Raw genomic sequence first — 26,147 nt, 5'->3', positions numbered from 1 at the left:
TAGGCGATCTCACTGTAGATGTTGTTACATTCTCAAAAAAAAGAGAAGCCTCGCATTGCGAGGCTTCTCTTTTACAATTAAAAAGTGCATAGCACCATTTAGAACTAGACAGCCGCGAAATTAGCAGCGACGAAATCCCAGTTGATTAGTTTTTCGACAAAGTTAGCCATGAAGTTAGGACGGCTATTTTGGAAGTCCAAATAATAAGCATGTTCCCAAACATCCATTGTCAACAAAGGCACTTGACCTTCATGGATTAGAGGATTTTCAGCATTAGGAGTTTTGGTGATTTTCAGCTTACCGCCTTCAGCAACCAACCATGCCCAGCCACTACCAAATTGAGTAGCACCAGCATTTTTAAATTCAGTCTTAAAGTTGTCCAAGCTACCAAAGCTAGCATTGATTGCCTCCAACAAAGCTCCAGTAGGAGCGCCACCACCAGCAGGCTTAATGCCATTCCAGTAGAAAGTGTGGTTCCAAACTTGAGCAGCGTTATTGAAGATTCCAGCCTTGCCTTCTTTGTAGCTAATCTTGATGACTTCTTCTAAGGTTTTGTCAGCAAGATCGGTATCTTTAATCAAGCTGTTGAGGTTGGTTACATAAGCGGCATGATGTTTGCCGTAATGAAATGATAGGGTCTCAGCAGACATACCCGAAGCTGCGAGAGCATCTTGGGCGTAAGGTAAAGATGGGAGTTCAAATGCCATTGTTGTTTAACCTGTTAAAGTTTGAAGTGATTTCTCAGCTTTAAGTATTGTTACAATTATAAGCTAAATTGTAAACCGTAGTAACTGCTACTTTTTAGTCATTTGCCATACATCATCCCAATTACAGCGCTTTGCACTCAAATCCAAACCAAGAAAGATTTTGAAAGCGTTGCGAAGCAACGCTTTCAAAATCTTTCTTGTAGCTCGTTTGATCGGCAATTGCTGTAACATCAGAAGGATGGGTGACACCCATCCTTCTGATGCTAATTATGGATTTGTAGCTCTAAAAATTCGCGAATCCGTTTGATTTGAAACTCACGGGCATAGTCGAGTACCTGATTTGCAAAGGGGCTAAAGGTGGAATCAGCTTCTTGTAGAAGCACGACCTCATCTTGAATTGCCAGAATATCCCCCATCCGCGCAAGTTGTAGCAATCTCTCGACCGTAAGGTTTGGTGGCACAATCATCGGCTGCGTGATCGCATCGATCTTGACATTGCTAATACTGATGTCAGTATCGTCGTAGATATTACTATCATCATATTCCCATTCCAAATTGAGTAGCGATCGCATTGTGTAGAACAAAGTATTGGGATCAATCGGTTTTGCGATGAAATCATTACATCCTACGGCAATGCTCAGACTGCGATCTTGATTGAATGCACTGGCAGAGACCATAATGATCGCTGTTTTCTGGAACATCGGTAACTGGCGCAACTGCTTTGTGGTCTCATGTCCATCCAGTTGAGGCATTACCATGTCCAACAAAATCAAATCTGGCTCAAAGATTTGGGCTTGTGTGAGGCAGTCATAGCCATCGATCGCGTCCGCAACAATGAATCCAAGCGGCGTGAGTAAATCATTCAATACCATGCGATTTTCGGTCTTGTCATCAACAACCAAAATTTTGCGCCGATCTCCTAAGTAACCTGTGATCGTCCGACTATCGATTAATATCGGTTGAATATGATTGGGAACTTCAGTTAACTCAATTTCAAACCAGAAAGTACTGCCTTCATTTAATCTACTCTCCACATGCAGTTGTCCTCCCATCATTTCTACAATCTTTTGACAGATCGGCAAGCCTAAACCCGTTCCAGAGTAGCGCCGAGAGCGATCGCCTGCTTGCTGAAACGGTAAAAATATATCTTCTAATTTATCAGGATCGATGCCTACTCCTGTATCCGTGATTTCAAAACGAACTTTGTAGTTATGGTTAGGTTCACAGGGCTGAACATTGACGGTCAGAGATACGCTGCCGCGATCGGTAAACTTCACAGCATTCCCAAACAAATTAATCAGAACTTGGCGCAGACGTTTTTCATCACCATACATAGTTGTCGGTAATGTGGTCAGAGGTTGATAGATTAACTCAACATCCTTAGCACGTACTTGCAATTGGAAAATATCTGTAATACTTTGGAGCAACTTGGGAAGATCAAATTCACTGGGATTGAGTTCCAGCTTTTTAGCTTCAATCTTAGAAAGATCAAGAATGTCATTGAGTAAAGTCAGCAAATGTTCGCCACTACGCTGAATGATTTCTAAGCCTGCTTTATGCTTGTCAGGGTCATAACTGCGCTTGAGAATTTGAGCATAGCCAAGGATACCATTTAGAGGAGTGCGTAATTCATGGCTCATATTCGCAAGGAATTCACTCTTGGCACGGTTTGCCGTATCGGCAACTTCTTTGGCGGATTGCAGCTCCTTTTCAGCCTGTTTGCGATCGGTGATATCTGTTCCGACTGATAGAATTTCGATTAACTTTCCTTGATCGTCATAAATCGGCTTGTTTGACCAAGTCACCCAGACGCGCCGCCCATCTTTGCAGATATTCTCATTCTCATTGAGTTGATATTTTTCAGGAGCGCAGCATATTTCGGCAATCATGTTGCGCAGATCTTCTCCCGATACATCTTTCGATGAGACAAATGTATCTAATATATAGGAGCCAATAATATCTTCTAATTGATAGCCAAAAAACCTCAATCCATAATCATTCAAGAAACAAATTCGACCTTGGGTATCCCAGCGAAGAATAATACAGTTTGCTGATTCCACCAGATCGCGATATTTCTTTTCACTCTCTTTAATATTCTCTTCGATGATTTTGCGATCGCTAATATCTTTGACTGCATAGATTGCAAAAACATTCCCGCCAAACTCAATCGTTTCTGACGAGATTAGCCCTGTAAATTTTTTCCCTTCCTTAGTAACAAAGTTTGCTTCATAGTTGAATACTCTCCCTTCAACCCCTAAAATTTCTAACATGTGATCGCGTTCATTTAAATCAACCCATAGATTTAAATCTGAAGGAGCTGCTCCAATCGCTTCTTCACGGCTATAGCCCGTAATTTCTGACCATTTATTATTGACATCTATATGTTTATAGGTGTCATTGGATAGCAAAGCCATCCCATCAGGGCTAGAACGAAAGGCTTTAGCAAATTTTTCTTCCGACTCTCGTAAGGCGGCTTCAGTGAATTCATGTTCGAGAATTTCCTGTTGTAATGCATAAGTACGTTCATCTACTTTTTGCACCAAAAGCTGTGAATACTCCTCCAATCGCGTATGCGATCTCTTCATCTGGCGACTCATCTGATTAAAGGAATTCGCCAAAATCGCTAATTCTTCAATTGCGCAGGAATACTCCACTTTTTGATCGAGATTACCATTTGCGATCGATTGGCTTGCTTGGCTAAGCTGAGTAATGGGGCGGCTGATACGGCGGGCGGCAATAATTCCCAAAATGGCATTTAAGCCGAGGGCGATCAGACATAGCATCACTGTTGATACTGAATTTTCTTTAATCTGCAACATAAAGTCTGATGCAGGTACAGCAACAACAATCCGCCAATTCAATCCGCTTAACCCAGAATCATTGTTCAATTCCCCAACTTGAAGGAAGTATGGTTCACCCTCAAAATTGATGACTGATTGCTGAATCTCATTGTTGTTCGATATGGGCTGGGATTTCAGCCATTCAGCCACTGTGCGAGTTAATTTATCTTGGCTTTGGGTTGCGAGAATACGCTCTGATTTACTTCCCTGCGCAGAGATTTCGACATCTGAGTTAGAAGTGGCTACCAATTTACCAGATGGCTCGACAATAAAGGTCTGTCCATGAGTGCTAACCTTTGTATTCTGCAAAAATTGATTGATGTCACCCAAGAGCATTGATATACCTAGAACACCTTGCAGTTCACCATTCTCTTGATAGACGGGCCTAATTGAGGTGATAGCTGGCTCTTCGGTCATTGAATCTGTATATACTTCAGTCCAAATACTCTGTCTGGTCTCAACTACAGTTTGATACCAAGGACGCTCAGTTAAATTAAAGCTGTTTTTTGCCATCAATAATGTTTGCGGCCGTCCAAAATTGTCGGTCATAAAAGTCGAGTTAGTATTCTCGATCGCAAATCGATCCTTGATGCGTCTTACTCCCCAATATTTGCCAGAAGTAGTAGCAAAATAAATATTGCTAATCCGAGGAAAATTTTGTAGTTGTTTCCAAAAGTGAGCTTGAACTCTGATCTCATCATTTGGCTCTATTTGACCTAATTCAATACTATTAGCATTAAGTTGATTTAGGGTATAGGGAAGTTCTAAATAAGAGTGCAAGCGATCTTGAACTTGCTCGGTAACTTTGCGATGGAACTGATTAGCGAGCAGAGTAACTGCGTGATGCCCATTACGAAAGGATAACCAACCAATTAAACCAACAATACCAAAGGTATTTAACAAAAATGGTACGGTGATCAATAAGCTTAGAGGTATTCTAAAGCCTTTGCTTTCACAACGATGTGTTGGAGTAGGAATAAATCCTGTTGACACAGTATCTACATTAATGGGGGGATGATTGATTGGTGGTGTGGTCATGGGCTTTCTGTTCTGTTGCATTCCTATGCTTTACTCAAAACCAAGTCTTCTCAACGCTATTTTACGATTTTGCCAAACTTGTGTTTCTTGTGGCGATATCTGGATTGCTTGATCGTAGGCGGCGATCGCTTCTTCGAGCATTCCTAGTCCGCTGAGGGCATTGCCCCGACTGTACCAAGCAAAATGATCGTCAGGATTGATTTCTAAAGCTCGATCATGACTAGCGATCGCCTCTTCATAAAGTTCTAGCTTACTTAGGGCAAGACCGCGATTGTTCCAGGCGTAATAGTCATCAGGACGTATTTCTAAAGCTCGATCATAACTAGCGATCGCTTCAGTGTAATTTCCCCACTGCTCAAGAGCTTTGGCTCGGCTATACCAAATTTGATGATCGAGAGGTTTGTATTCTAAGGCGCGATCGTAACTTGCTATTGCCTCTGCATATTTCCCAAGGCTTTCAAGGGCATAGGCTCGACTAAACCAACCCTGTACATAGTCAGGTCTAATGGCTAGGGCTTTTTCACAATGATTGATCGCTTCTTCATATTTTCCGAGCACACCGCAAACTAAGCCTTTGCCACCGTAGGAATAATAATAGTCAGGTTTGTGTTTGAGAGCGAGGTTGTAACTATCGATCGCTTCTTCGTAGCGGCCTAACATGCTTAATGAAGTACCAAGATTGTGCCACGCTGCATAGAAGTCATCTTTATAGGCGATCGCTTGACGGTAATTTTGCACAGCTTCTTCATGATGACTGGATAGGTCTAGAGCTACAGCGCGGTTATACCAAGCCAAATGGTTGTCAGCACGAATCTGTAAAGCTAGATCACAATTGGCGATCGCCTCTGGACAACGGTTGCCAGCCACCAATAATCCCCCTTGCTCCAGCAATAACTCAATGCGACGCTCCGAAATTAAAGGCTGAGCCGCGATGAGTTTTTGCAGATCCTCATATTTGCGATCGCGTTCTTCTTCACTGATTTGAGCATAGGCTTCATAGCGATCGCCACTGACCCAGCGAAAAGTCTCTTGTCGCATCAACTCCATGTCAGTGGGAAACTCAAATACTTCAACGTTGTCGTTAAAGAACTCAGGATAACTGTCAATAAAAAACTTGAGTGCAAATAAGGGTAGTAAAAATACAAAACAGATCGGGAAACTCTCTTTGAGTTTAGATTGCAGCAGGATCAGGTGGGCAAGTGGACGCGGAATATGGGTCAACTTTTCGCCTAAATCTTGATCCTCTATATCGATGAGTTTATTTTCTAAGAACTCTTCTATGCCTGTGATAAATAGTAGATTTGCGACCTGTAAATCTGGTTCATCTACTAACATTTCATAAAAATCGGCGATCGGGCGATCGAGCCTTAACACGCGAATTGTTCGATTCGCCGCATCTGCTCTTGTCCTTTTAATAATCTGCTCGCCCTCTGAAGGTGAACAACGCACAAACAGCATTTCAAAATCTTTCTTGGTTCTTAATAAACCCAATAGGTGCTGATATTCTGTCTCTGGATTTTTTAGAGCGTCTTTATCCCAAACGTTTCCAGTGTATTGCATGGTTCTCCCATATTGACTGAATACTGAAACTAATCATACCAAAATTGTAAAATTCTGTTCGTCCCCCTCAAGACTATTATCAGCGATCTCTTTTACAATTACGAAAACTAACAAGCGATTGCCCAATTATACCTAATCACAAAATGGCGTAGCCGTTTTGTGATTTTAAAATCCTTACAGGGTTTGGTTTTTAATTCACAAAAGTATGGCAATACTTTTGTGAATTGGTGTTAACTGAGTTATATAGCAATGTAAGGTTTGCTTAGGATATAAAACCCAAATAAGTAAAAGCGGCACTTCGTGCCGCCTTTACTTATTTGGGTTTTGATTTGTCCTAGATATCTCTTACATTGCTATATAACTTGTGTGTAAGTCGTTGACGCTTGCAGCGGACGTATTCATTCTGGGTTGAGTTTGAGATAATAAAAAACCCTGCCTTTAGGCAGGGTTGAAGAATCGTTATCGTTTTTACTTTGTCTTAAACATCAAGATTGGGAAAATTTCTTTAGAAGTTACCGAGCCACCAAATTAGACCATGACCAGTAGAGGCTTCGAGGATGAGGAGAGAAACAAAGCCGATCATTGCAAGTCTGCCATTTAGGAGTTCAGCGTAAGGTGTAAAGCCAGCTCTATCAGTGTCGTCAACGTACATCTTGGGTTCGACTGCGAAATTGTTGAGTACACCGCGTTCGTTTACTGTATAGCTGCTCATGTGTTTGTCCTGTGTGTGAGTTCCTTATGTAAAGAAATATAACAAAGTATTTCGAGATGTGAATCTAGCTAAAGGTATGTCTGACTGCTTGGCTTTGCCTATACAAAGAGGTAGTCAAATATCAAAAGAGTGTCTGTGCATTGCACAGACACTCTTTTGATGGGAAATATTGAAGGTAACGGCTAGTACATCAAACGCAGCGATCGCATATATTACGTTCTAACTTTCTGGTTCACTATTAATTTCGGTATCTAGTGTGTCTTCGTCAATTTGAATATACAAAATGTTGGGCTGACAGCAAACTTGACAATCTTCCACATATGACTGTTGCATTCCCCCACTAAAATCAACAAATGTCGTATTAGTTTCTCCACAAAAAGCGCAGGTATATTCAGCAGTATCTTGCATAGCTTAAAATTTGATCTTACTGTACATGATTCGATTAGTGGTTTGAATTGTCTCTAAGTAGGGTGATCGCTCTTAATCAAACATCAAAAACTGCGATCGCAAATTTCACGGTGTGAGGATTTGGGAGTCTGAGCAAGCGATTGGTGCTCAATTTAAATGACCAATATATAATCATCCTTATTACTGGTCGGCTTTCTTTGTGATCAGTCATGGGTTGTAACTGAAATCGAGAGTGATCTATATATACTGATGACATTCTCAACATGGACGCGCACCCATGAATGTCATTGACTGAAATCGAGAGTGATCTATATATACTGATGACATTCTCAACATGGACGCGCACCCATGAATGTCATTGATGGTCGAAAAGTTTACCAAAAGATTTATGACAATATTCAAACCGTCATGAAAGGACAGTCTGCCGCAATTCGTAAATTGTTGGCAGCCTTTGCTAGTGGTGGACATGTTTTACTCGAAGATTATCCTGGCACGGGTAAAACAACCCTAGCGAAAGCTCTAGCATTTTCGGTTAATGCCAAGTTTAAGCGCATTCAATTTACGCCCGACCTTTTACCATCGGACATTCTGGGGATATCGATTTTTGACCCCAATGATCGCGTATTTCATTGGCATGAAGGTCCCATTTTTGCAAATATCGTTCTTGCTGATGAGATCAATCGCGCCTCGCCTCGCACCCAATCAGCATTATTAGAAGCAATGGCAGAGTCGCAAGTGACTGTCGATGGCAAAATTAAAAAACTGCAAGACTTGTTTTTTGTATTGGCAACCCAAAACCCAGTCGAATCTCGCGGCACTTATCCATTACCCGAAGCCCAAATGGATCGCTTTGCGTTGCAATTTAGTTTGGGTTATATCCAACCAGAAGAAGAAGTGGAATTGCTTTCTGCTCAAATCCAACAACATCCCATTGATCATATTTCTCCTTGCGTTGATCTCGAAGCGATCGCAGCCTTAATGTATCAAGTCAAGCAAGTGCGCGTCAGCCCAGAACTTCAACGCTATGTCGTTGATATCGTCAATGCTACGCGCACCTCTGAAGACGTGCAGTTAGGCGCAAGTCCTAGAGCCTCTCTATCCTTAATGAAAGTCGCACAGGCTTTAGCTTTATTTGATGGCTATGAGTTTGTTACACCCGAACATATTCAAGAACTAGCTGTTGCTGCGATCGCCCATCGATTAGTCATGGAACCACGATCGCGATTTGCGGGAAAAACCGCCGACAATGTCGTTCAGGAAATCATCAAATCCATTCCAATTCCCGCTTGAGTGAACTGACAATGAAGCAATGGTTTTACAAGGTTTTCCATTTTAGCTCAGCAATCCAAAGGCGGCTATCCAAAAGGATCACCACAACGGGCAGAGTCATCCTGCTATGCCTATTCCTGTCAGGAGTATTTGGTGATGCCAATCAGAGTATGGCTTATCAGATATTTTCTTTTCTGCTCTGCCTTGTAGCGATCGAGATTGGATTCAGCTTAGTTTTTCGCTTGCGATATAGTGCCACGCGCCATCTACCGAGATTTGCTAGCGTAGGAATGCCTCTCAAATATCGCATTACCATCCATAATCAAACTCCAAAATCTCAAACAGCCCTGAAGCTATGGGAAGAATTTGCCGATCCCCGTCCGAGTTTGAGCGAATTTCTAGCGATCGCAGAGCCAAATGAATCAAAACGTAATGCCTTCGATCGCGCTGTGGGATATTTTCGTTGGCAATGGGCGATCGCTAGAAATCTGGGTGCGATCGCCAAAGCGATCGACTTACCAAGCTTGCAACCCAACAGCCAAATTGAAGTCGTATATGAAATTCTTCCCACCCAAAGAGGACTTATCCGCTTAGCAGGACTGACCATAGCCAGACCTAGCCCCTTTGGTCTATTCCACGCTTGTAAAACCCTTGTGCTGCCACAAACTATCTCGATCTTACCGAAACTCTATCAGCTACCACCAATGCAAATCACAGGTTCACGACGCTATCAATCGGGAGGTGTGGCGCTATCATCCTTAGTGGGTGACTCTGAAGAGTTTCGCGCTTTACGGGATTATCGCGCAGGGGATTCGCTCCGTAGCATCCATTGGAAAAGCTGGGCTAAGACAGGCAAACCAATTGTCAAAGAAGAACAGGATGAGTTTTTTGTCCGCCACGCCTTGATTTTGGATACATTTCAGCCAGAGATATATAGCGAAGTTTTTGAAGAGGCGATCGCAGTGGCTGCTTCCTTTGCCTATGAAGTCCAAACTCAAGAATCTCTCCTCGATCTGATGTTTGTGGGCACTGAATCCTATTGTTTTACCTTTGGGCGAGGGCTAAGCCACACCGACCGAATGCTGGAAATAATTGCCTCAGTTCGTTCATGTCAAGATAAATCCTTTGAAGCGATCGTTCCTAGCATTGTTGAACGAATCTCCCTATTGAGTGGCTGTATCTGCGTCTTTTTAACTTGGGATGAAGACCGCAAAAATCTGATTCGCTATCTTCAGTCAATGCGGATTTTTACGTTAGTTTTGATCGTTGCTAGCGACGCAAATCAATTTAAGATGGATGAACTTGCCAGCGATCGCCTTACTGATTTTCGCATTCTCACTTTGGGCAATATTCAAGCGGAGTTACTCCAACGATGAAAATACCAAACCCTCTAATCATTGCGGCGGTTATATTTTGGGGATGGCAGACAGGCTTCTGGATTTTCGCAATTCCGATCGCTGTGCTGGTGCTAGCAGCATACTGGATTCCGACTCGTTGGGACTTGACAACACTAGACTTTCGACAGATTGCGACTTTCTGCTCGGTTGGCTTTGTGGGATTAACGATTTATCTCCTCGTTTCTAGCCAATCGGTTTATTTTGTTTATACGCTGCTACAATGGCTGCCTGCAATTTTATCGATTCTATTATTGGCGCAAATTTATTCCAATACCGATGTCATTGACTTTCACACATTTTCTTCCTTTCGGGAGCGTCCCAAGTCTTCGGAATCCCGCGATCGCTTGCAAATAAATCTGACCGTTCCTTACTTCGCGATCGCTATTTTGGCGGCGAGTGCTTCCAGTAATCGCGATATTAGCTTTTATCTAGGAATGTTTGGGCTGAGTGCTGGAGCATTATGGCTGATGCGGAAAAAGAACTTTTCGATTGGAATTTGTCTTTGTATTTTGCTTGTAGCTGGTAGCGCTGGATTTGTGACGCAGATCGGATTGCGTAATTTGCAAGGTAATCTAGAAAAAACAGTTGTGCAATGGTTGTCAGGTGACGTGACCCGTAACGCTTCCGATCCTGTCAAAAAAGATACTGCGATCGGTGATATCGGTCTGATCAAACTCTCCAATGACATTCTGTTTCGGGTAGCGATCGACAAACAACACATCCCAATTCGGCTGCGAGAATCCATCTACAATCGCTATAATTCATCTACTTGGCTTGCTGCGAAATCTCAATTTACGCCAATTCAACCTGAAGCCGATCGCTTGACTTGGCAATTCACTAAAACTGACGCTCCCTATACTTCACTGACAATTAGCGATACGATTCGCAATGGTAAGCTGTTCTTGAAAATGCCTCAGTCTACATTTCAAATTAGCCAACTCTCTGCTGAGAAGTTGCAAAAGAACCAATTTGGCACGATTGAAATCCAAGGCTCGGCAAAAGCAATTGACTATCAAGTTAAATTTCGGACAGGGATTAATGTAGATAGCCCACCGTCAAATGATGATTTAGATGTGCCTGAGAGCGAAAAAATTGCCCTCGATCGCATTGTGGATGAGATTGGGCTTAAGGGCGAACCACCCAAAGAAGTATTGCGGAAAGTATTGCAATTCTTCAATCGCAATTTTCAATATTCTCTCAACAATGCGATCTCTAAGGATGATCGCTCCACAGCAATATCAACTTTCTTGTTAAAACAAAGAATCGGACATTGTGAATATTTCGCTACTGCGGCGGCACTTCTGTTAAGGGAAGTGGGAATTCCTAGTCGCTATGCTGTGGGCTTTTCTGTGAGCGAATATAGTGCTTTAGAAGGGCAGTATGTGGCTCGGGGACGGGATGCCCATGCATGGACTTTAGCCTATGTAAATGGAACTTGGCAGGAGTTTGATACTACGCCCCCAGATTGGACAACTTTTGACAAACCTGTGGCTTCGCTGTGGGAATCTATTGCAGATTTTTGGGCTTTTTTAGGGTTCAAAATATCAGGCTTATGGCAGCTATTACAAACTAGCGATCTTCTCAAGCGTTGGTGGTGGGTAATTTTACTGGCTTTGCTAGGATGGCTTCTGTTTAAGGGTAAAGGACAGAGACAACGGATAACCATGAGAAAGCGATCGCCTAAAGTAGTGAAATCCGCTAAGCAAAAGGTGACTAATTCTGATTTCGCTGCGATCGCGCAAGCTTTAAACGCTCGTGGCTTCTTTCGTAATCCTGCTGAGACTTTAAAGCAATGGATTGAGAGGATTAATCTTGAACAGACCTCATTTGATGAGTTATCCGCAATTATCAATCTCTATTATCGCGATCGCTTTGATCCTTTAGGAATTAGCATTGAAGAAAGAGAACAGTTTAAAAATGCAATTCAAGGTTGGCTAGAGCGCTATTCTTCTTGAGCGAAGCAAGGCAACCACAGGGGATTGCCCTTGCCCCAAAATTAAAGGTTCCTGTAGGGGCTTTAAAAAGACAAAATGGCGTAGCCATTTTGTCTTTTGGTATTACATTGCTATATTACGGAATTGGATTGTATACACGTTCAGGCGAGGGGAATCCACATGAGGTTCCATCCTTATAGACAACATCTTCTTCCCAAGGCAGACAATACTTGCCTTTGACCATATCCTGCATATACGTATAAGGGCAATCTTGTGCGCCGCCTTTGACTGCAACATAGCCACGATGCCCAAATTGATAAATATTATTCTCTACGCTCCAGTATTTGCGGGCTTCTCGAACAAGATCAGGCCGGACTTCGGCGGTGATAATTTCATCAGGACGATGACTACCCATTACCAAAGGTTCCCCATCGAAGTTAACGATCATTCCTTCGCCCATAGAGTCAAAACTCCCATCAGATCCACACATACAGACCGAAGCTGTCACCATGAGGTTGCAAAAAGCATTTGCTTGATTAGTAATCTGCCAAGAATGACGAATTGGAGCCGTATATCCTGCTGTGCGAATCATAATTTCAGCACCTTTATAGGCACATTCTCTAGCCATTTCTGGAAACATGCCATCATGACAAATAATTAGAGCGAGAGTGCTACCGTTTGGCCCCTCACAAACTGGAATGCCCACATCACCTGGCTCCCAAGGCTCAACAGGAACCCAAGGATGTAGTTTGCGATAGTAGAGCTTCAATTCACCCAGATTATCAATGATAATGCCACTGTTGTAGGGATTACCTTGAGGATTGTATTCCATTAGGGAAAAGCATCCCCAAATATTATTATCAATACAAGCTTTTTTAAAAGCTGCAACCTCTACCCCGTCTAGTTTACACATAATGTCTGGATTTGTATCCATTGACAAACCATGTAAAGAGTATTCAGGAAATACCACTAAGTCCATAGTTGGCATATTTCGCCTTGCTTTGGCTACCATCTCACAAATACGTTTGGTCTGGGCTGCTAAGTCTTGCTGGGTAGCAACTGTTGGTAGTTGAAGTTGCACCATCCCTAGGACTACTCCATTAGGGGTTTTATTTAGGCCGCCAAGTCCACTCATGAATATTTCCCTAGTTTCTCGAATTTACGTGATTAATTATTAATGGTACATAGAAGAAAAATAGTATTTTTTGATAGATAAATCTAATTACCAAAATAAAAATGGTTGGTTCTAACGTTATTACTACTGCAATTTCTGATCAAATGAACCACAAGAAAGTGTTTGAAAGCATTGCAAAGCGACACTTTCAAACACTTTCTTGGTTTGAGTTTGAGCTCAAAGCGCTCTAAATTATTGGTCAAGTCAGCAGCTAGTACTTTCAACTTTGGTCTTCTAAATATTCGGCAACTGCTTGCAAATCTGCTAAGCCTCGGTTGAGCCGATCGCGCATTGCATCATCAAGTTTAGGATTTTGCAAGGTAACTTCTTGAATTGCTTCTAGCCATTTGGATATCGGCACATGACGCACGGCTTCGCGAAGTCCCATGTTTGCCAAGATGCCAAGATAAAAGCCTGTTAGGTCTTGACCTCCATATCCATAGAATCCACTCCATAACTCTAGTTTTTCGGGTGTGTATTCAAAATATTGATCGGAGGAGATTGGAGTGCGATCGAGTTGGGGTTTGGGGAGTGGTGGTTTATTCATTTTCTTTTTCTGTAATGCGATATCTCTTTACAAAATAGATTTTTTAGAAACTTAAAGAGCTAAATCCCTAAACTACACACAAATCTCGAACATTCCGAATTGCGATCGCCTCGCTTTCTCTAACAATTTCACCATAAAAAGCAATTTTGCGCCGTGCTAAATGAGCATGAACTGCTTTTGCATAAAAACTTTCGCTTAGTTCTAACTGCAACTCGCGATCGCGCCCTTCTATTTTCGCCAAGATAATAACGCTAGCCATATCCGCATCATCGCGGCGCGTCAAACCAATCACCTTACCTGAAATCGGAGTAAGGTGATCGCTGCGTTGTGACTGCATCTTTGATTCAGAACGCTTACGAATAATATTTTTGCTTTTGAGAAGCTTGCTAGCCTCCTTTAGAACGGGAAAGGTTTGCTTAGAAAGAGCCAATTTTTCCTTAGCGATCGCTGGCGCATCCCACATTGGCGACCATTGCCAGCGAAAACTGAGATCTTGCAGATCGGTATAATTACCAACCTCCAAAAGAGCATCACACAAATTGGAACTAACCCCAGATTCGACAGACTGCTCGAAAATATCGATGTTGCTTCCTGCTAAGACATCTTTGGTAGTCGTATTAATGGCAGTTAAGGCTCTGTTTAGAAAGAGATTGACCTTACGTCCAAAGTTCTCATGCTCCTGCATGATTGGCGATAGAACGTTGATGATGTAACTTCCCTGTTCTGTCTCGCCTACACGGAGTTCGTGCAGATATTCTCTTACTTCTGCAAACATACCACCGCGATAAACAGAACGCGGCTCGATAGTTGCCGAAGCGACAAACTTCATGATTTTAGAAGTTGCTTCGTATAGTCGCACGGCTTCATCAATCGGAATTGTGCCACCAATAATATCTGGACTGTCGATGCGGATTTTAATCAGGTCAGTCGGTTGTAAGAGTAAATCGTTTAAAATTTGTTGGCGATCGCGATGTTCGGAAATTTCTAAAACATCGATAATTTCGCGAACCCTCGTTTTGTAATCGCGAAGGCGATCGCTCTTTGGTAACAGAACTTCTAATTCTTCGCCGCGATGCCACACTGACGCATTGCCCAAAAAGTCCCCAGACTCTTGCCAACCTCTAGCCTTAAGATATTGGCTGAGGGTTTCAGGACGGATGGCTTCTAACGTATTCGCTTTTGGAGTTTGTAGGATCACGGCAATTCTCCCTGCGCTAGTCTCTGCATTATCGCCTGTAGAGCTTGAACGGTAAACTGGTTTTGACGAGGTATGGATATTTTAACGCTTTTTGTATTACTTGTCGCGGGTTTGCCCCGCAATGATACCCAGTAGCCGCATCGCCGCAGACAAAGCTCAGTTTCAGAATGGGCCAGCCAGTCCGTCGCAAGTTCGGGCACAAGAACAACGACAAGAATGCGCGGAATCACAAAATTATCAGCTCGCAGTTCTTCGTAATTTTTAAGCTTAAGCGGAAATGAGAGACTATCACCACTTGGGGTTGGGGCTGCGGTGCATTTGAGTTGCAGTTCCAATCTGGGCGATCGCATGGTTACAACACCATTAGCCTGAGAACTAGTCCGCGCCGCGATCCCAAAATCTACACTATCGTCATCTGGACTAGGTTTGTAAGTGCCATATCCTGCGGTTGCGGCTATGGCTAGGACATAAGCCTCGCTAAATTTCTCTTTTTGTGAGCTTAAATCCATGAAATATATAAATTTCCGCCAGAGCGATTATGCCACATCCTCTCATTACCCAAACCCGTAAGGTTGCGCCCACTGCGGGGCTCAACCTTACGGGTTTGGGTAATTTATTCTGCACAGGTACTTAGTTTTGGGCGATCGCTGTGACAACCTGTGTGTTTTGGGCAACTAGGCAAGCCTGTCAAAAAGATGTAATAATTTGTAACAGAATTAACAAGCGATCGCCTAAACATACATTCAAAACGATCAAACCCATGGAACCCGAATCAATAAATACGGAAACCTCTAAATCAGAAACTAAACCCGTAATAAATATCACCATAGTTGAAGCCTCTGAAGCTGACGAAGAGCTGCATCGTCATGAATGTGGCGTATGTGGCTATATATATGAACCATCCATCGGCGATACTAAACGCAATATCCCTGCTGGTACAGCCTTTGAGACCATAAGTGAAGATTGGCGATGCCCTGTGTGCAACACCAAGAAAAAAGCCTTCTCAGATATTGGTATTGCCTCCAAGCCCTCAGGCTTTGCCGAAAATCTCGGCTACGGATTTGGTGTCAATGTCATGACCCCAGGTCAAAAAAATCTACTCATATTTGGCTCTTTAGCCTTAGCAGTAGCATTCTTTATCAGTCTCTATGCCTTGGATTAATTTATTCATTCGCAATTTTAATTAGCATCACAACCATCATTATTTTTACTAAATTTTTATGAAAAAAAGCCTAAAACGCTTTCTAAGCTCCTTCTCGATTTGTGTATTACTTATTTGCTTAACCTTATTGGGCAATATTCCTAGCGCCTTTGCAAGTAGCGGTAGTTGGCATAAAGTTGAACTTCCAGTAGCAATTACGCCCCTTGATTTATGGTTTGACAAATCTGAGCCTAATCATGGCTGGCTCGTTGGTACTGATGCAACTTTGCTCGAATCCACTGATGGCGGCAACACATGGGAAGAACGCAAACTCGATCTTGGTGATAGCATCTATCGCTTTTCATCAGTTAGCTTCTCTGGGGCTGAAGGCTGGATTACGGGACAACCTGCCCTATTGCTGCATACTACTGATAGCGGTAAATCTTGGTCACGGATCGGACTTAGCTCTAAGCTCCCTGGCGATCCCTTTGCGATCGTTGCTTCTGGTAAAAACTCTGCCGAAATGGTCACAGACTTAGGTGCGATCTATGCGACTGAAGATGCTGGACAAAATTGGAAAGCATTAGTTACTCAAGCCGTTGGCAATGCTCGTAACCTCAACCGTAGCGAAGATGGTCGTTATGTTGCCATCTCAGCAAATGGCAACTTTTATTCCACATGGCAACCAGGTGATATGACTTGGATTCAACACAATCGTAATAGCTCTCGCCGTGTGCAGAATATGGGCTATACGCCCGACAATCGACTCTGGATGTTGAATCGTGGCGGACAAGTCCAGTTTAGTGAAGCTGGGGAATTTGATACATGGGAGAAAAAGCAAACTCCTAGAGAAGGTGGTGGATTTGGACTGTTGGATCTTGCTTATCAAGATGAAAATAATGTCTGGATCTCAGGTGGTAGCTCAAGATTGCTCCATAGTGAAGATGGTGGCAAAACTTGGAAGCGTGATATGTCTGCGGCTAATGTTGGCGCTAATCTCTATCAGATTACCTTCTTTTCACCCGATCGCGGTTTTGTAATTGGACAAAACGGCACATTACTTGCCTATTCTCCAGATTAAATAGACTTCCTTAGCGAGATTAATTCTTTCCCAGTTAATAAGTGGTGTGCGGCAAAGCCACACACCACTTATTCATTTTAATAATGGCTATTTTTTTGTGAGAAGTAAGGTATAAAACCCAAATAAATGAAGGCGGCGCTTCGCGCCGCCTTCATTTATTTGGGTTTTGCTATAGAGTGACTAAAGCCATATGTTCAATTTAGGCTTTCGATTACAGAGAACTAGCGTTAAATTGGATTGCGTAGTAATTTCTAGCCCCTGATTTGTATGGCAATTCCTCAACATTTGACTAAGATCGTTGCCACCATTGGACCTGCTAGCCGATCGCCTCAAGTCTTCCGCAAAATGGTAGAGGCAGGAGTTACTGTCGCAAGGTTGAACTTTTCCCACGGCAGTTATGAAGATCATGCCAAAACTATCGCCATGATCCGAGAGGTGTCTGAAGAATTAGATATTCCAATTACGATTTTGCAAGACTTACAGGGCCCAAAAATTCGAGTTGGGGCTTTGCCTGATCAGGGACTTGAGCTAATTGAGGGTAAATTTGTAACTCTCGTACCGATGGAGCAGCTTCAGAAATCAGATCAAGCTTTTTTAGATGCGATCGCTATTGATTATCCTTATGTTGCTGAAGAAGCGACTATTGGCACTCAGATTTTATTAGCCGATGGCATCTTTGAGCTTAGAGTAAGCGGTGTTGAGGGTAATGCTGTGCATTGTGAAGTGGTCAAAGGTGGCACAATCACTAGTCATAAGGGAGTCAACTTTCCTAGTCTAAATTTACGATTACCCTCGATGACCGATAAAGATCGACAGGATCTTGCCTTTGGACTAGAGCAAGGTGTGGATTGGATTTCTTTAAGCTTTGTAAGACAGGCTGCCGATGTAAAACTGCTAAAATCCCTAATTACCGAATATGGTAAATCGGTATCGATTATTGCCAAAATCGAAAAACCTCAGGCGATCACGAATCTAGAAGAAATTCTTACCGTTGTCGATGGGATCATGGTGGCTCGGGGTGACTTAGGTGTAGAAATGCCCCCAGAACAGGTTCCGATGATTCAAAAGCACATAATTCGCCGTTGTAATGAAAGCGGAATTCCTGTAATCACTGCCACGCAGATGTTAGAAAGCATGATTCAGAATCCTCGTCCCACTAGAGCTGAGGCAAGTGATGTGGCAAATGCAATTATGGATGGCACTGATGCGGTGATGCTTTCAGGAGAGTCGGCGGTTGGAGACTATCCTGTTCAAGCCGTAGAAATGATGACTAGAATCGCAGCGGAAGTGGAAAAAGATGTCAAGTTTGCCAACTATCCCGCGTCAAGAACTGATGAAGTTCATGCGATTAGTGAAGCACTTCATGTAATTTCTGATGTGATCGATTTTCATTGTATCGTCGCCTTTACGGCTAGTGGTTACACCGCAATTCTCGCTTCTAAGGAGCGTCTTAAAATCCCCATTATTGCTCTGTCTCCTAACATTCATGTTTATCATCGTCTCAATTTAGTTTGGGGTGTTAAACCCCTGTTGTTGGACGAAGAAGCGAGTTCCTTTGAGATGGTGCTGCAACAGGTGGAGTTTTGTCTATTAGGACGAAAGCTTGCGTCTAAAGGCGATCGCATTTTGATTGTTGGTGGCATTCCTATGGGCATACAAGGAGGAACGAATTTCCTAAAAATACATATCCTATAAAATCCAAAAGAGAAGTTGCGGCGCTTTGCGCCGCAACTTCTCTTGCTATTAGTGAGGGTTTTCATAAAAAGAAAGGGTTCTATTTAGAACCCTTTCTTTTTATCTTCCTAATTCGTGCAGAGCGTTAATCGCATCAGCACATCTTTGTGTATATACTTCTAAAGTCTCGCGATCGCTTGCTTCAGGTGGTGGAAGTAGCTCACCGATTCTGACAGTAACAGGCTGAAATAACTTCGGAAACTTTGCCCCCTTCGGTAAAATTGTTTCTGTCCCCCAAATACTAATTGGCAAAAATGGAGCTTGAGTTTTTGCCGCAATCATGGCTGCTCCCAACTTTGGTTCTGTCACTCGTCCATCCAATGTCCTTGTACCTTGCAAAAAAATACCCGTCGCCCAACCTTTTTCAATAGAAGCGATCGCAGCCCGAATTGCGGCGCGATCGCCAGCTCCACGCTTAACTGGATAAGCGCCGAAGGCGAGAATTGCTTGTTTGAGCACGGGTATTTCAAATAATTCCTCTTTTGCCATAAATGCAACAGGACGACCCATGCAACTACCAACAATTAGAGGATCGAAGTCACTAGCATGATTACTAACGACGATAAGATTGCCTGTGAGTGGCACATTCTCAGCACCATAAATTCGCTCTTGATAAAACAAATACAACAGTGGTCTAACTACCAGCCACTTGAACATTTTATATAAGAAAGGATTGCCACCTTTATCTTTTGAACTGTTAATAGCACTAGTATTTGCACCAGTATTTGCATCAGTTTTTTTGATTTCAGAGCTTTTATCGTGTTCCATTTAACAAGTTCCTACAACATTTCTTTAACAAGCAAATTCAATTTGAGCAGCAGAATTATTGCTATTTCTAATACTCAAATTAAATTTGCTGCCATTGTTCGGGCGTATAAGTTTTGAGTGATAGAGCATGAATTGTAGTTTGCATCTGATCGGATAGAGCTGCATAGACCATGCGATGCTGCTGCATCATGGTTTTGCCTGCAAAACTAGCAGCAACAACAATCGCATCATAATGACCACTACCGACTGGGGCATTCATGCGTCCTTGGTGGTGCTTATGCAAATCACTGCGATCTTCAATTTCGACAATTGTTGCACCGATTTTTTCTTGCAAAATAGTTTTGATTGTTGCTGTTACATCCATGTTTTTGCGATGGCAATGTTTTGACCTAGATTACTATATCGTTTTGCAAGCACTCTAATACAGCGTTGTGAAGCCCAAAAATGAGAGGCGGCGCTTTTTTGCGCCGCCTCTCATTTTTTAACTAGAGGGTCTTTGTAATGCAGCCCCCCTTCTAGACCTAATGCGTTGCTCCGATCGCGGATCAATTTTTAGGTTGATTATCTGGTGTTTATGGCGATCGACTAGGGGAAATTGAGTTTGCCAATTGCTAATTATATGAAAATAGTTCTCGGCATCTTCTAAACAATATTCATAGATTTCATTAAGAATTGTTTCATATCCTCTTTCTTTGCGTAGTACCTTAATTCCATTCCGAAAAACATAATATCCCTTGATTCTTTTATAAATAGGAATTTCCAAATAAGCAAATAAGTTGTTTAAACCTTGATTGAGATCTGTCCGTTGGATAATTCTTTGTAAATCTAGGATTTTAATACTATCTACCTTGGGAATAAAATCTAGAGCTTCAATTCTTTGACGTAAGCAAAACATATCACTAGTCGATAACCCATAACCAATAAAGTACTTGCTCTGTAAGCTCTGCAAGTCATATAAAATGTCTTGAATTATCTTTTTTTCTTGGGTGCTTGATTCAATAAATTGAATTTTTATATATTGCTCATTGCTGTCTTCTAAAATACGAGTAAGCGTATAACCAAATATTTTTTGTACTAATCCATCTTTATGAAAATCGCGACACCATTCTAAGTCTAAAAAAACAAGATCGTAGATTGAGCCATTGTAGAAGTTGTTTATATATCGACTTGGAAGCTTGAGTTCCTTTTTATACATAAAGTTTGACTTAGAGGTGGGTAAGGCAAAAAGCTAACAAATCTATTGATTATTTTGATCGGTACTGCTGTACCTATCCATCCTAACTGTAATACTCAGTTTGAGATCACTAATTTAGCGATCGCATCTTTATAGGCTGTATCTTTATAGATGTCACAATGCTTGTTAGGATATACAGCGCTTTGCGCTCAAACCCAAACCAAGAAAATTTTTGAAAGTGTTGCTTTGCAACACTTTCAAAAATTTTCTTGTGGTTCGTTTTATCGATAATTGCTGTAAAACCCAAAAAGGAGATGGCGACGCTTCACGCCGCCATCTCCTTTTTGGGTTTAGATTTCAAAATTAAATCCCTTTTGTTTTAACTGTAAGTATTTATTCTCGTCAAACTGATAAAGCTTTGCAGCTCGATGAGCTACATTGTGCTCGACTTTCCCCGTATCGATGAGTAAGTCCATGCCGAGAATTTTTTTGCGAAAATTACGTTTGTCTAGAGGTCGATCTAATACAGTTTCATAAAGTCTTTGTAGTTGTGACAGGCTAAAGTTTTGGGGTAGTAGCTCAAACCCGATAGGCTCATAACGAATTTTGCTACGTAACCTAGCGATCGCTATTTGCAAGATTTGATTGTGGTCAAAGGCAAGTTGAGGAATGTTAGAAATCGAAAACCATTCAGCCGCACGGGCATCTGTAGAAGCTTGAATTTTTTGCTCGACCAAATTTATAAGGGCGAAATAAGCAACGGTAACAGTGCGATCGCGGGGATCTCGCCCCAAACAACCAAAGGTATAAAGCTGCTCTAAGAAAATATGATGAATGCCTGTTTCCTCTTGTAATTCTCGTAAAGCCGCCTCTTCAAGGGTTTCTTCCATGCGTACAAATCCCCCTGGGATCGCCCATTGCCCCTCAAATGGCGGAATATCCCGCTGAATCAGCATGACTTTGAGTTCTTGCTGAGCATCAAGTCCAAATACAATGCAGTCAACGGTGAGGGCAGGGCGGGGATATTCGTAGTTGTACATTTTTGTAATTGGAGATTTAGAAATTACGAATTACGAATTACGAATTACGAATTACGAATTACGAGTTGATACTTCGTAATTCGTAATTCGTAATTATTTTCACTCTTGACATAGTGTAATAATGACACTATAGTTGTTTGTGTAGTTTATACACTATATCGTCATGCAAGAGCAAGTTGAAGTCCCTGATATGCGATCGCTGCAAGTTTCTGCCTCAGAAATGCAAAATCAAGGGCAAAATTTGTCAAATCAGTTTGAATATGCCTGCGGATCAATTATTGGGCGTAACCATGTTCTTGCTAGTAAGAATAATCAGGATGCTCTGCGGATTGTCCTGTGGGATAACTTTGTAACGGCTGTAGTTTGTGACGGCTGCGGTAGTGGTAAACATAGCGAAGTTGGGGCAAAACTCGGTTCGCGGATGGTAACTGACGCGATCGCGGATTTACTCCATCAAGGTTTGGCAATATCTGAGCCTGACTTTTGGAATGTTCTCAAAATAAACTTGTTGCAAAAATTGAAGGATTTTGTCGCGATCGCCAATGACGCTCAAGAATCAGTTATGGAATTTGTGAATAATTATCTATTATTTACAATTGTGGGCTTAGTTATCACTCCTAGCGAAACGGTTACTTTCTCAATAGGTGATGGTGCGATCGCAGTTAATGGCAAGCTTACTCAAATCCCTGCTTATCCTGATAATGCGCCGCCCTATCTTGCTTACGGCTTGTATCGTTCTGATGCTGTTGAGTTTGAAATTCGCGATCGCATACCGACGTTAGAATTAGAATCAATTCTGATTGCAACCGATGGAATTGATGATTTAGTAAAAGTTGAAGATATCAATCAATTTTGGCAAGAAGATCGTTATTTCAAAAATCCTGATGCAATACGGCGAAAGCTTGCCATTCTCAATCGAGAGGAAACAAAACCTGATTGGCATAAAAGAGAGCTAATTAAGCGATCGGGTGCTTTATCAGATGACACAACTTTAGTAGTAATTAGAAAAAAGAGGTAAACACATGTTAGGTGCAATTGTTGGCGATATCGTTGGTTCCATTTATGAATTTAATAATCATCGCTCGAAGGAATTTCCTCTATTTGGTAATGGATGTGACTATACTGATGATACGGTGCTAACGGTAGCAGTTGCTGATTGCGTAATGAGAAATGGGAACTACTCTGAATCGATCAAAAGCTATGCTCGCAAACATCCTGCTAGAGGCTATGGAGGAATGTTTGCTCAATGGATTCGCTCCGAAAACATGGATGCATATAATAGCTGGGGTAATGGCTCAGCGATGCGAGTTAGTGCGATCGGATTTGCTTTTGATGATTTGCAGTCGGTAGTTACTGAAGCTAAGCTTTCAGCAGAAGTTACGCATAATCATCCAGAAGGAATTAAGGGTGCACAAGCAACGGCTGTTGCTATTTATATGGCTCGTAAAGGTCAGAGTAAAGAGCAAATCAAGTCGGCAATCATCAAATATTTTGGCTATGATTTGAATCGAACTTTAGATGAAATTCGTCCTGTTTATGTATTTAACGAATCATGTCAAGGTACAGTCCCAGAGGCAATTATTGCGTTTCTAGAATCAACGGATTTTGAAGATGCAATTCGTAATGCTGTTTCCCTTGGTGGTGATACCGATACCCTCACTTGTATTACAGGCGGTATTGCAGAAGCATTTTATGGAGGAGTACCAAAAGAGATTGCAGACAAGGCTTTAAGTTATTTATCACCACTAATGCGTGAAGTAGTTGAAGAATTTAGAGAGAGGTATGGATTATGTTAGGTGCGATTGCTTAAGAAATCCAGCTATCGAATAGGTGAGCTATTATGGAAGTCTATCTCAATCAGAAGCGGGTTAAACTTAATCCGAAATCTGCGATCGGTAAAGGTGGCGAAGCGGATATTTATGATATTGGTAATGGCAAGGTTCTCAAGCTGTTTAAACCCGCCAATCATCCTGATTACGAGCTACTGCCCCAAGAACAACAGGCTGCAACAGCAAGACTCGCATTACATCAGCAAAAATTGCGTGTTTTCCCTCAAAATCTTCCAACAAGAGTTATAAAACCTGAAACTCTTGCAACGGATAAGCAAGGTACAAACATACTTGGCTATACAATGCCATTTTTGCAAAACACGGTGACTTTGTTGAAATATAGCGATCGCAATTATCGCAGCACCAATGGCATCTCGCAGCAATTTGTCACAAACCTATTCCGAGATCTGCATAACACAGTTCTCCAAGTCCATCAAGCAAATGTGACGATTGGCGATTTCAATGATTTGAATTTGCTAGTTTCTCAAAATCAAGTCAATCTTATTGATGCAGATTCTTTCCAGTTTGGACAGTTTCCCTGTCAAGTTTTCACAGCAAGATTTGTCGATCCGATCTTGTGCGATCGCAACGCAAATCAACCAATTCTGATTAATACGCACAATCCTAATTCTGATTGGTATGCCTTCACAGTGATGTTGATGCAGAGCCTCCTTTATGTCGATCCCTATGGCGGTGTGTACAAGCCTAAATCTCAAAGCGCGATGATTCCCCATAGTGCTAGATCATTGCAGCGCATCACCATTTTCCATCCTGACGTGCGCTATCCCAAACCCGCAATTCCTTATAAAGTTCTTTCAGATGATTTGTTACATCATTTCCACAACTGCTTTGAAAAAGATTGGCGCGGAGACTTCCCCAAACCACTCCTAGAATCAATGCGTTGGACAAGGTGTAATCAATGTGGAATTGAGCATTTAAGAACTTCTTGCCCAATTTGTACTCCCACAATCGCTATTGCTGTGGTGGAGAGGAGTCTAGGAACGGCAACTTGCAAGGTTGTCCAGATTTTTCAAACTGAAGGCGTGATCTTGCAAGCGGTTTTACAAAACAACTCGCTCTACTATCTTTATTACGATCGCAGTGAATTTAAACGTGAAGATAACACTGTATTACTATCAGGAGAACTCGATGCAAATATTCAATTTCAAATACTTGGTAAATCCACAATCGTTACGAAGCAACGCAAAGCGATTACCCTCGCTCAAGGACAGCCCCTGAATGCGATCGCCGCCGATCTGATTCGCGTAAATTCTTTCTCTCGTTATTGGATCGGCAATGGTCAACTATTACGCGATGGCAAACTCGGTAATGAATATATCGGTGATATTCTCGAAGGACAAACTCAATTCTGGATTGGCGAAACCTTTGGCTTTGGATTTTATCGCGCAGGTAGTCTCAGTGTAGCTTTCACCTTTGATGCTAAGCGTGCAGGCATCTGCGATCGCGTGCAGCTTCCAGCAATTCGAGGAGAACTAATTGATGCAAATTGTGTCTTTAGCGATCGCATTTGCTGGTTCTTCACGGCAACCCAAGATCAAGGCAAAATCATCCATCGAGTTTCCGTACTGCAAGATACTGGCGAATTAGTTGCTACTCTTGTCGCTCCAAAAGGTGATATCACATGGCTAGATCATTTTCATGGATGCAGTGCGATCGCCAATTGGCTATTCGTTCCCACCGATGAAGGCATCGCTAGAGTTGAGGTGCAAAACGGACAAATTATGATTACCAAAACCTTTCCCGAAACCGAACCCTATGTTGATAGCGGCTGTTCCTTAATCGTCGCCTCACAAGGAATTTATGTGATTCATTCACAGAAGATTTTGCAGCTACAATTGTCCTAAGTGTAGAGATTAAGATCCCCGACTTTTTCTTTGCAATCACAAATTAATTTTACTAATCATGCAAAAAGTTGGGGATCTGGGCATTTAAAATTTTTCCTTTTTCCTTTCTACTTTTTCCTTGAAAACTATGTCTTATAGCGAATTTACTCTAGAATCAGTGCAAATAGCTTTTGACCTCACGATTGCTGAACGTGCTAATTTACTGGATGATTCCCCTTTAGGAGAAGCCAGTAAATTCCTCAAAGAACTTTTAAATGAATTTGTCCCTTTAGCACTTGCCATGAATACCGAAAAAGCGCGATCAGAATTAATTATTGCGCCCATTCTAGTAGAAGTTCGTAAAAAATACTTGGGCAAAGCGAGTTTATTCTCAGGCGTAGAACTAAACATTGATCGAGATTCGGGATTAAATGGCATTTGTGACTTCCTATTGAGCCGATCGCCATCACAACTAATGCTTAAAGCGCCTGTCGTGGTCGTAGTTGAGGCAAAAAAGGAGAATATCAACGGAGCGTTAGGTCAATGTATTGCCGAAATGTGGGCAGCCAAACTCTTTAATCAGCAACATGAGAATGATATCTCTGTCATCTATGGAGCCGCTACGACTGGCAATGATTGGAAGTTTTTGAGACTATGCGATCGCCTTGTAGAGATTGATTTAACTGAGTATCAACTCAGCAATATCGACAAAATTCTGGGCATTCTTTCTCTCTCTTTTCAATAATTTTAAA

General features: G+C 42.0%; 23 protein-coding genes. 10 read left to right on the top strand and 13 right to left on the bottom strand.

All coding sequences use genetic code 11. From position 1 onward, the window contains the following. Window positions 1-104: 104 nt before the first annotated feature. From PseudUWO311_RS05815 to PseudUWO311_RS05795, 5 genes are all read right to left on the bottom strand, one after another. Window positions 105-707 carry a superoxide dismutase gene (locus PseudUWO311_RS05815; protein ID WP_142654256.1) on the bottom strand — a complete coding sequence of 201 codons (603 nt, stop codon included), beginning with the start codon at window positions 705-707 and terminating at the stop codon, window positions 105-107. Between the two features lie 263 nt (window positions 708-970). Next, entirely contained in the window at window positions 971-4,606 is a 3,636-nt protein-coding gene (locus tag PseudUWO311_RS05810) for a PAS domain S-box protein (RefSeq protein WP_142654255.1), read from the bottom strand. Between the two features lie 9 nt (window positions 4,607-4,615). Next, window positions 4,616-6,145, bottom strand: coding sequence for a tetratricopeptide repeat protein (locus PseudUWO311_RS05805; protein ID WP_142654254.1), 1,530 nt, complete (start codon window positions 6,143-6,145; stop codon window positions 4,616-4,618). Window positions 6,146-6,650: 505 nt separating this feature from the next. After that, a complete protein-coding gene (locus PseudUWO311_RS05800) occupies window positions 6,651-6,857 on the bottom strand; it encodes a chlorophyll a/b-binding protein (protein ID WP_142654253.1) in 207 nt (68 codons plus the stop codon). A gap of 219 nt (window positions 6,858-7,076) precedes the next feature. Further along, window positions 7,077-7,265, bottom strand: coding sequence for a CPXCG motif-containing cysteine-rich protein (locus tag PseudUWO311_RS05795; protein ID WP_142654252.1), 189 nt, complete (start codon window positions 7,263-7,265; stop codon window positions 7,077-7,079). Between the two features lie 348 nt (window positions 7,266-7,613). Between PseudUWO311_RS05795 and PseudUWO311_RS05790 the strand changes: the two genes are divergently transcribed. The 3 genes from PseudUWO311_RS05790 to PseudUWO311_RS05780 are packed head-to-tail and all read left to right on the top strand — an operon-like array spanning window position 7,614 to window position 11,886. Beyond that, on the top strand, window positions 7,614-8,555 hold the full coding sequence (locus PseudUWO311_RS05790) for an AAA family ATPase (protein WP_142654251.1): 942 nt from the start codon (window positions 7,614-7,616) through the stop codon (window positions 8,553-8,555). 11 nt (window positions 8,556-8,566) lie between these two features. Then, on the top strand, window positions 8,567-9,910 hold the full coding sequence (locus PseudUWO311_RS05785) for a DUF58 domain-containing protein (RefSeq protein ID WP_142654250.1): 1,344 nt from the start codon (window positions 8,567-8,569) through the stop codon (window positions 9,908-9,910). Then, the gene (locus PseudUWO311_RS05780) at window positions 9,907-11,886 is read left to right on the top strand and encodes a transglutaminase-like domain-containing protein (protein ID WP_142654249.1); all 1,980 of its coding nucleotides are present in this window, start codon (window positions 9,907-9,909) and stop codon (window positions 11,884-11,886) included. The genes PseudUWO311_RS05785 and PseudUWO311_RS05780 overlap by 4 nt, the downstream gene beginning before the upstream one ends. A 115-nt stretch (window positions 11,887-12,001) precedes the next feature. Here PseudUWO311_RS05780 and PseudUWO311_RS05775 read toward each other — a convergent pair whose 3' ends face one another. The 4 genes from PseudUWO311_RS05775 to PseudUWO311_RS05760 form a co-directional block, all read right to left on the bottom strand. Then, window positions 12,002-13,000, bottom strand: coding sequence for a formamidase (locus PseudUWO311_RS05775; RefSeq protein ID WP_142654248.1), 999 nt, complete (start codon window positions 12,998-13,000; stop codon window positions 12,002-12,004). Window positions 13,001-13,259: 259 nt separating this feature from the next. Next, on the bottom strand, window positions 13,260-13,586 hold the full coding sequence (locus PseudUWO311_RS05770; protein WP_142654247.1) for a hypothetical protein: 327 nt from the start codon (window positions 13,584-13,586) through the stop codon (window positions 13,260-13,262). A gap of 67 nt (window positions 13,587-13,653) precedes the next feature. Next, window positions 13,654-14,784 (bottom strand): hypothetical protein, encoded by a 1,131-nt coding sequence (locus tag PseudUWO311_RS05765; RefSeq protein WP_142654246.1) that lies wholly within the window; start codon window positions 14,782-14,784, stop codon window positions 13,654-13,656. Continuing rightward, window positions 14,781-15,293 (bottom strand): DUF4365 domain-containing protein, encoded by a 513-nt coding sequence (locus PseudUWO311_RS05760; RefSeq protein WP_142654245.1) that lies wholly within the window; start codon window positions 15,291-15,293, stop codon window positions 14,781-14,783. The genes PseudUWO311_RS05765 and PseudUWO311_RS05760 overlap by 4 nt, the downstream gene beginning before the upstream one ends. Window positions 15,294-15,544: 251 nt before the next feature. Between PseudUWO311_RS05760 and PseudUWO311_RS05755 the strand changes: the two genes are divergently transcribed. From PseudUWO311_RS05755 to pyk, 3 genes are all read left to right on the top strand, one after another. Further along, entirely contained in the window at window positions 15,545-15,946 is a 402-nt protein-coding gene (locus PseudUWO311_RS05755; protein ID WP_142654244.1) for a rubredoxin, read from the top strand. A 58-nt stretch (window positions 15,947-16,004) separates the two neighbouring features. Further along, the gene (locus PseudUWO311_RS05750; protein WP_142654243.1) at window positions 16,005-17,006 is read left to right on the top strand and encodes a photosynthesis system II assembly factor Ycf48; all 1,002 of its coding nucleotides are present in this window, start codon (window positions 16,005-16,007) and stop codon (window positions 17,004-17,006) included. Window positions 17,007-17,273: 267 nt separating this feature from the next. After that, a complete protein-coding gene (pyk, locus tag PseudUWO311_RS05745) occupies window positions 17,274-18,701 on the top strand; it encodes a pyruvate kinase (RefSeq protein ID WP_142654242.1) in 1,428 nt (475 codons plus the stop codon). Between the two features lie 99 nt (window positions 18,702-18,800). Here pyk and PseudUWO311_RS05740 read toward each other — a convergent pair whose 3' ends face one another. From PseudUWO311_RS05740 to PseudUWO311_RS05725, 4 genes are all read right to left on the bottom strand, one after another. Further along, the gene (locus PseudUWO311_RS05740; protein ID WP_142654280.1) at window positions 18,801-19,442 is read right to left on the bottom strand and encodes a lysophospholipid acyltransferase family protein; all 642 of its coding nucleotides are present in this window, start codon (window positions 19,440-19,442) and stop codon (window positions 18,801-18,803) included. A gap of 145 nt (window positions 19,443-19,587) precedes the next feature. Further along, window positions 19,588-19,872, bottom strand: coding sequence for a BolA family protein (locus tag PseudUWO311_RS05735; RefSeq protein ID WP_142654241.1), 285 nt, complete (start codon window positions 19,870-19,872; stop codon window positions 19,588-19,590). A 117-nt stretch (window positions 19,873-19,989) separates the two neighbouring features. Further along, entirely contained in the window at window positions 19,990-20,703 is a 714-nt protein-coding gene (locus PseudUWO311_RS05730; RefSeq protein WP_142654240.1) for a ribonuclease H-like domain-containing protein, read from the bottom strand. A gap of 329 nt (window positions 20,704-21,032) precedes the next feature. Then, a complete protein-coding gene (locus PseudUWO311_RS05725) occupies window positions 21,033-21,722 on the bottom strand; it encodes an NUDIX hydrolase (RefSeq protein ID WP_142654239.1) in 690 nt (229 codons plus the stop codon). A gap of 163 nt (window positions 21,723-21,885) precedes the next feature. On the opposite strand from PseudUWO311_RS05725, the gene PseudUWO311_RS05720 reads away from it, so the two are divergent. The 4 genes from PseudUWO311_RS05720 (at window position 21,886) to PseudUWO311_RS05705 (ending at window position 26,140) form a co-directional block, all read left to right on the top strand. Continuing rightward, window positions 21,886-22,740: a protein phosphatase 2C domain-containing protein gene (locus tag PseudUWO311_RS05720; RefSeq protein WP_142654238.1), complete on the top strand. Its 855-nt coding sequence runs from the start codon at window positions 21,886-21,888 to the stop codon at window positions 22,738-22,740. Between the two features lie 4 nt (window positions 22,741-22,744). Continuing rightward, window positions 22,745-23,518 (top strand): ADP-ribosylglycohydrolase family protein, encoded by a 774-nt coding sequence (locus PseudUWO311_RS05715; protein WP_142654237.1) that lies wholly within the window; start codon window positions 22,745-22,747, stop codon window positions 23,516-23,518. 44 nt (window positions 23,519-23,562) lie between these two features. Next, window positions 23,563-25,416, top strand: a complete 1,854-nt coding sequence (locus PseudUWO311_RS05710; RefSeq protein WP_142654236.1) for a hypothetical protein — start codon at window positions 23,563-23,565, stop codon at window positions 25,414-25,416. A gap of 127 nt (window positions 25,417-25,543) precedes the next feature. Beyond that, complete coding sequence (locus PseudUWO311_RS05705) at window positions 25,544-26,140, top strand: hypothetical protein (RefSeq protein ID WP_142654235.1); 597 nt, start codon at window positions 25,544-25,546, stop codon at window positions 26,138-26,140. The last annotated feature ends 7 nt before the right edge of the window (window positions 26,141-26,147 follow it).

The organism is Pseudanabaena sp. UWO311, assembly GCF_006937785.1.
Taxonomy (GTDB): Bacteria; Cyanobacteriota; Cyanobacteriia; order Pseudanabaenales; family Pseudanabaenaceae; genus Pseudanabaena.
This window is presented reverse-complemented; position numbering and strand designations above follow the sequence as displayed.

What these genes read in the sequence shown, in the direction of transcription:
- PseudUWO311_RS05770 (WP_142654247.1), bottom strand. Translation starts at nt 13,586, where the DNA reads ATGAATAAACCACCACTCCCCAAACCCCAACTCGATCGCACTCCAATC.
- PseudUWO311_RS05720 (WP_142654238.1), top strand. Translation starts at nt 21,886, where the DNA reads ATGCAAGAGCAAGTTGAAGTCCCTGATATGCGATCGCTGCAAGTTTCT.
- PseudUWO311_RS05800 (WP_142654253.1), bottom strand. Translation starts at nt 6,857, where the DNA reads ATGAGCAGCTATACAGTAAACGAACGCGGTGTACTCAACAATTTCGCA.
- PseudUWO311_RS05735 (WP_142654241.1), bottom strand. Translation starts at nt 19,872, where the DNA reads ATGGATGTAACAGCAACAATCAAAACTATTTTGCAAGAAAAAATCGGT.
- PseudUWO311_RS05815 (WP_142654256.1), bottom strand. Translation starts at nt 707, where the DNA reads ATGGCATTTGAACTCCCATCTTTACCTTACGCCCAAGATGCTCTCGCA.
- PseudUWO311_RS05725 (WP_142654239.1), bottom strand. Translation starts at nt 21,722, where the DNA reads ATGTACAACTACGAATATCCCCGCCCTGCCCTCACCGTTGACTGCATT.
- PseudUWO311_RS05810 (WP_142654255.1), bottom strand. Translation starts at nt 4,606, where the DNA reads ATGCAACAGAACAGAAAGCCCATGACCACACCACCAATCAATCATCCC.
- PseudUWO311_RS05760 (WP_142654245.1), bottom strand. Translation starts at nt 15,293, where the DNA reads ATGGATTTAAGCTCACAAAAAGAGAAATTTAGCGAGGCTTATGTCCTA.
- PseudUWO311_RS05755 (WP_142654244.1), top strand. Translation starts at nt 15,545, where the DNA reads ATGGAACCCGAATCAATAAATACGGAAACCTCTAAATCAGAAACTAAA.
- PseudUWO311_RS05785 (WP_142654250.1), top strand. Translation starts at nt 8,567, where the DNA reads ATGAAGCAATGGTTTTACAAGGTTTTCCATTTTAGCTCAGCAATCCAA.
- PseudUWO311_RS05790 (WP_142654251.1), top strand. Translation starts at nt 7,614, where the DNA reads ATGAATGTCATTGATGGTCGAAAAGTTTACCAAAAGATTTATGACAAT.
- PseudUWO311_RS05715 (WP_142654237.1), top strand. Translation starts at nt 22,745, where the DNA reads ATGTTAGGTGCAATTGTTGGCGATATCGTTGGTTCCATTTATGAATTT.
- PseudUWO311_RS05705 (WP_142654235.1), top strand. Translation starts at nt 25,544, where the DNA reads ATGTCTTATAGCGAATTTACTCTAGAATCAGTGCAAATAGCTTTTGAC.
- PseudUWO311_RS05795 (WP_142654252.1), bottom strand. Translation starts at nt 7,265, where the DNA reads ATGCAAGATACTGCTGAATATACCTGCGCTTTTTGTGGAGAAACTAAT.
- PseudUWO311_RS05730 (WP_142654240.1), bottom strand. Translation starts at nt 20,703, where the DNA reads ATGTATAAAAAGGAACTCAAGCTTCCAAGTCGATATATAAACAACTTC.
- PseudUWO311_RS05805 (WP_142654254.1), bottom strand. Translation starts at nt 6,145, where the DNA reads ATGCAATACACTGGAAACGTTTGGGATAAAGACGCTCTAAAAAATCCA.
- PseudUWO311_RS05775 (WP_142654248.1), bottom strand. Translation starts at nt 13,000, where the DNA reads ATGAGTGGACTTGGCGGCCTAAATAAAACCCCTAATGGAGTAGTCCTA.
- PseudUWO311_RS05710 (WP_142654236.1), top strand. Translation starts at nt 23,563, where the DNA reads ATGGAAGTCTATCTCAATCAGAAGCGGGTTAAACTTAATCCGAAATCT.
- PseudUWO311_RS05750 (WP_142654243.1), top strand. Translation starts at nt 16,005, where the DNA reads ATGAAAAAAAGCCTAAAACGCTTTCTAAGCTCCTTCTCGATTTGTGTA.
- pyk (WP_142654242.1), top strand. Translation starts at nt 17,274, where the DNA reads ATGGCAATTCCTCAACATTTGACTAAGATCGTTGCCACCATTGGACCT.
- PseudUWO311_RS05780 (WP_142654249.1), top strand. Translation starts at nt 9,907, where the DNA reads ATGAAAATACCAAACCCTCTAATCATTGCGGCGGTTATATTTTGGGGA.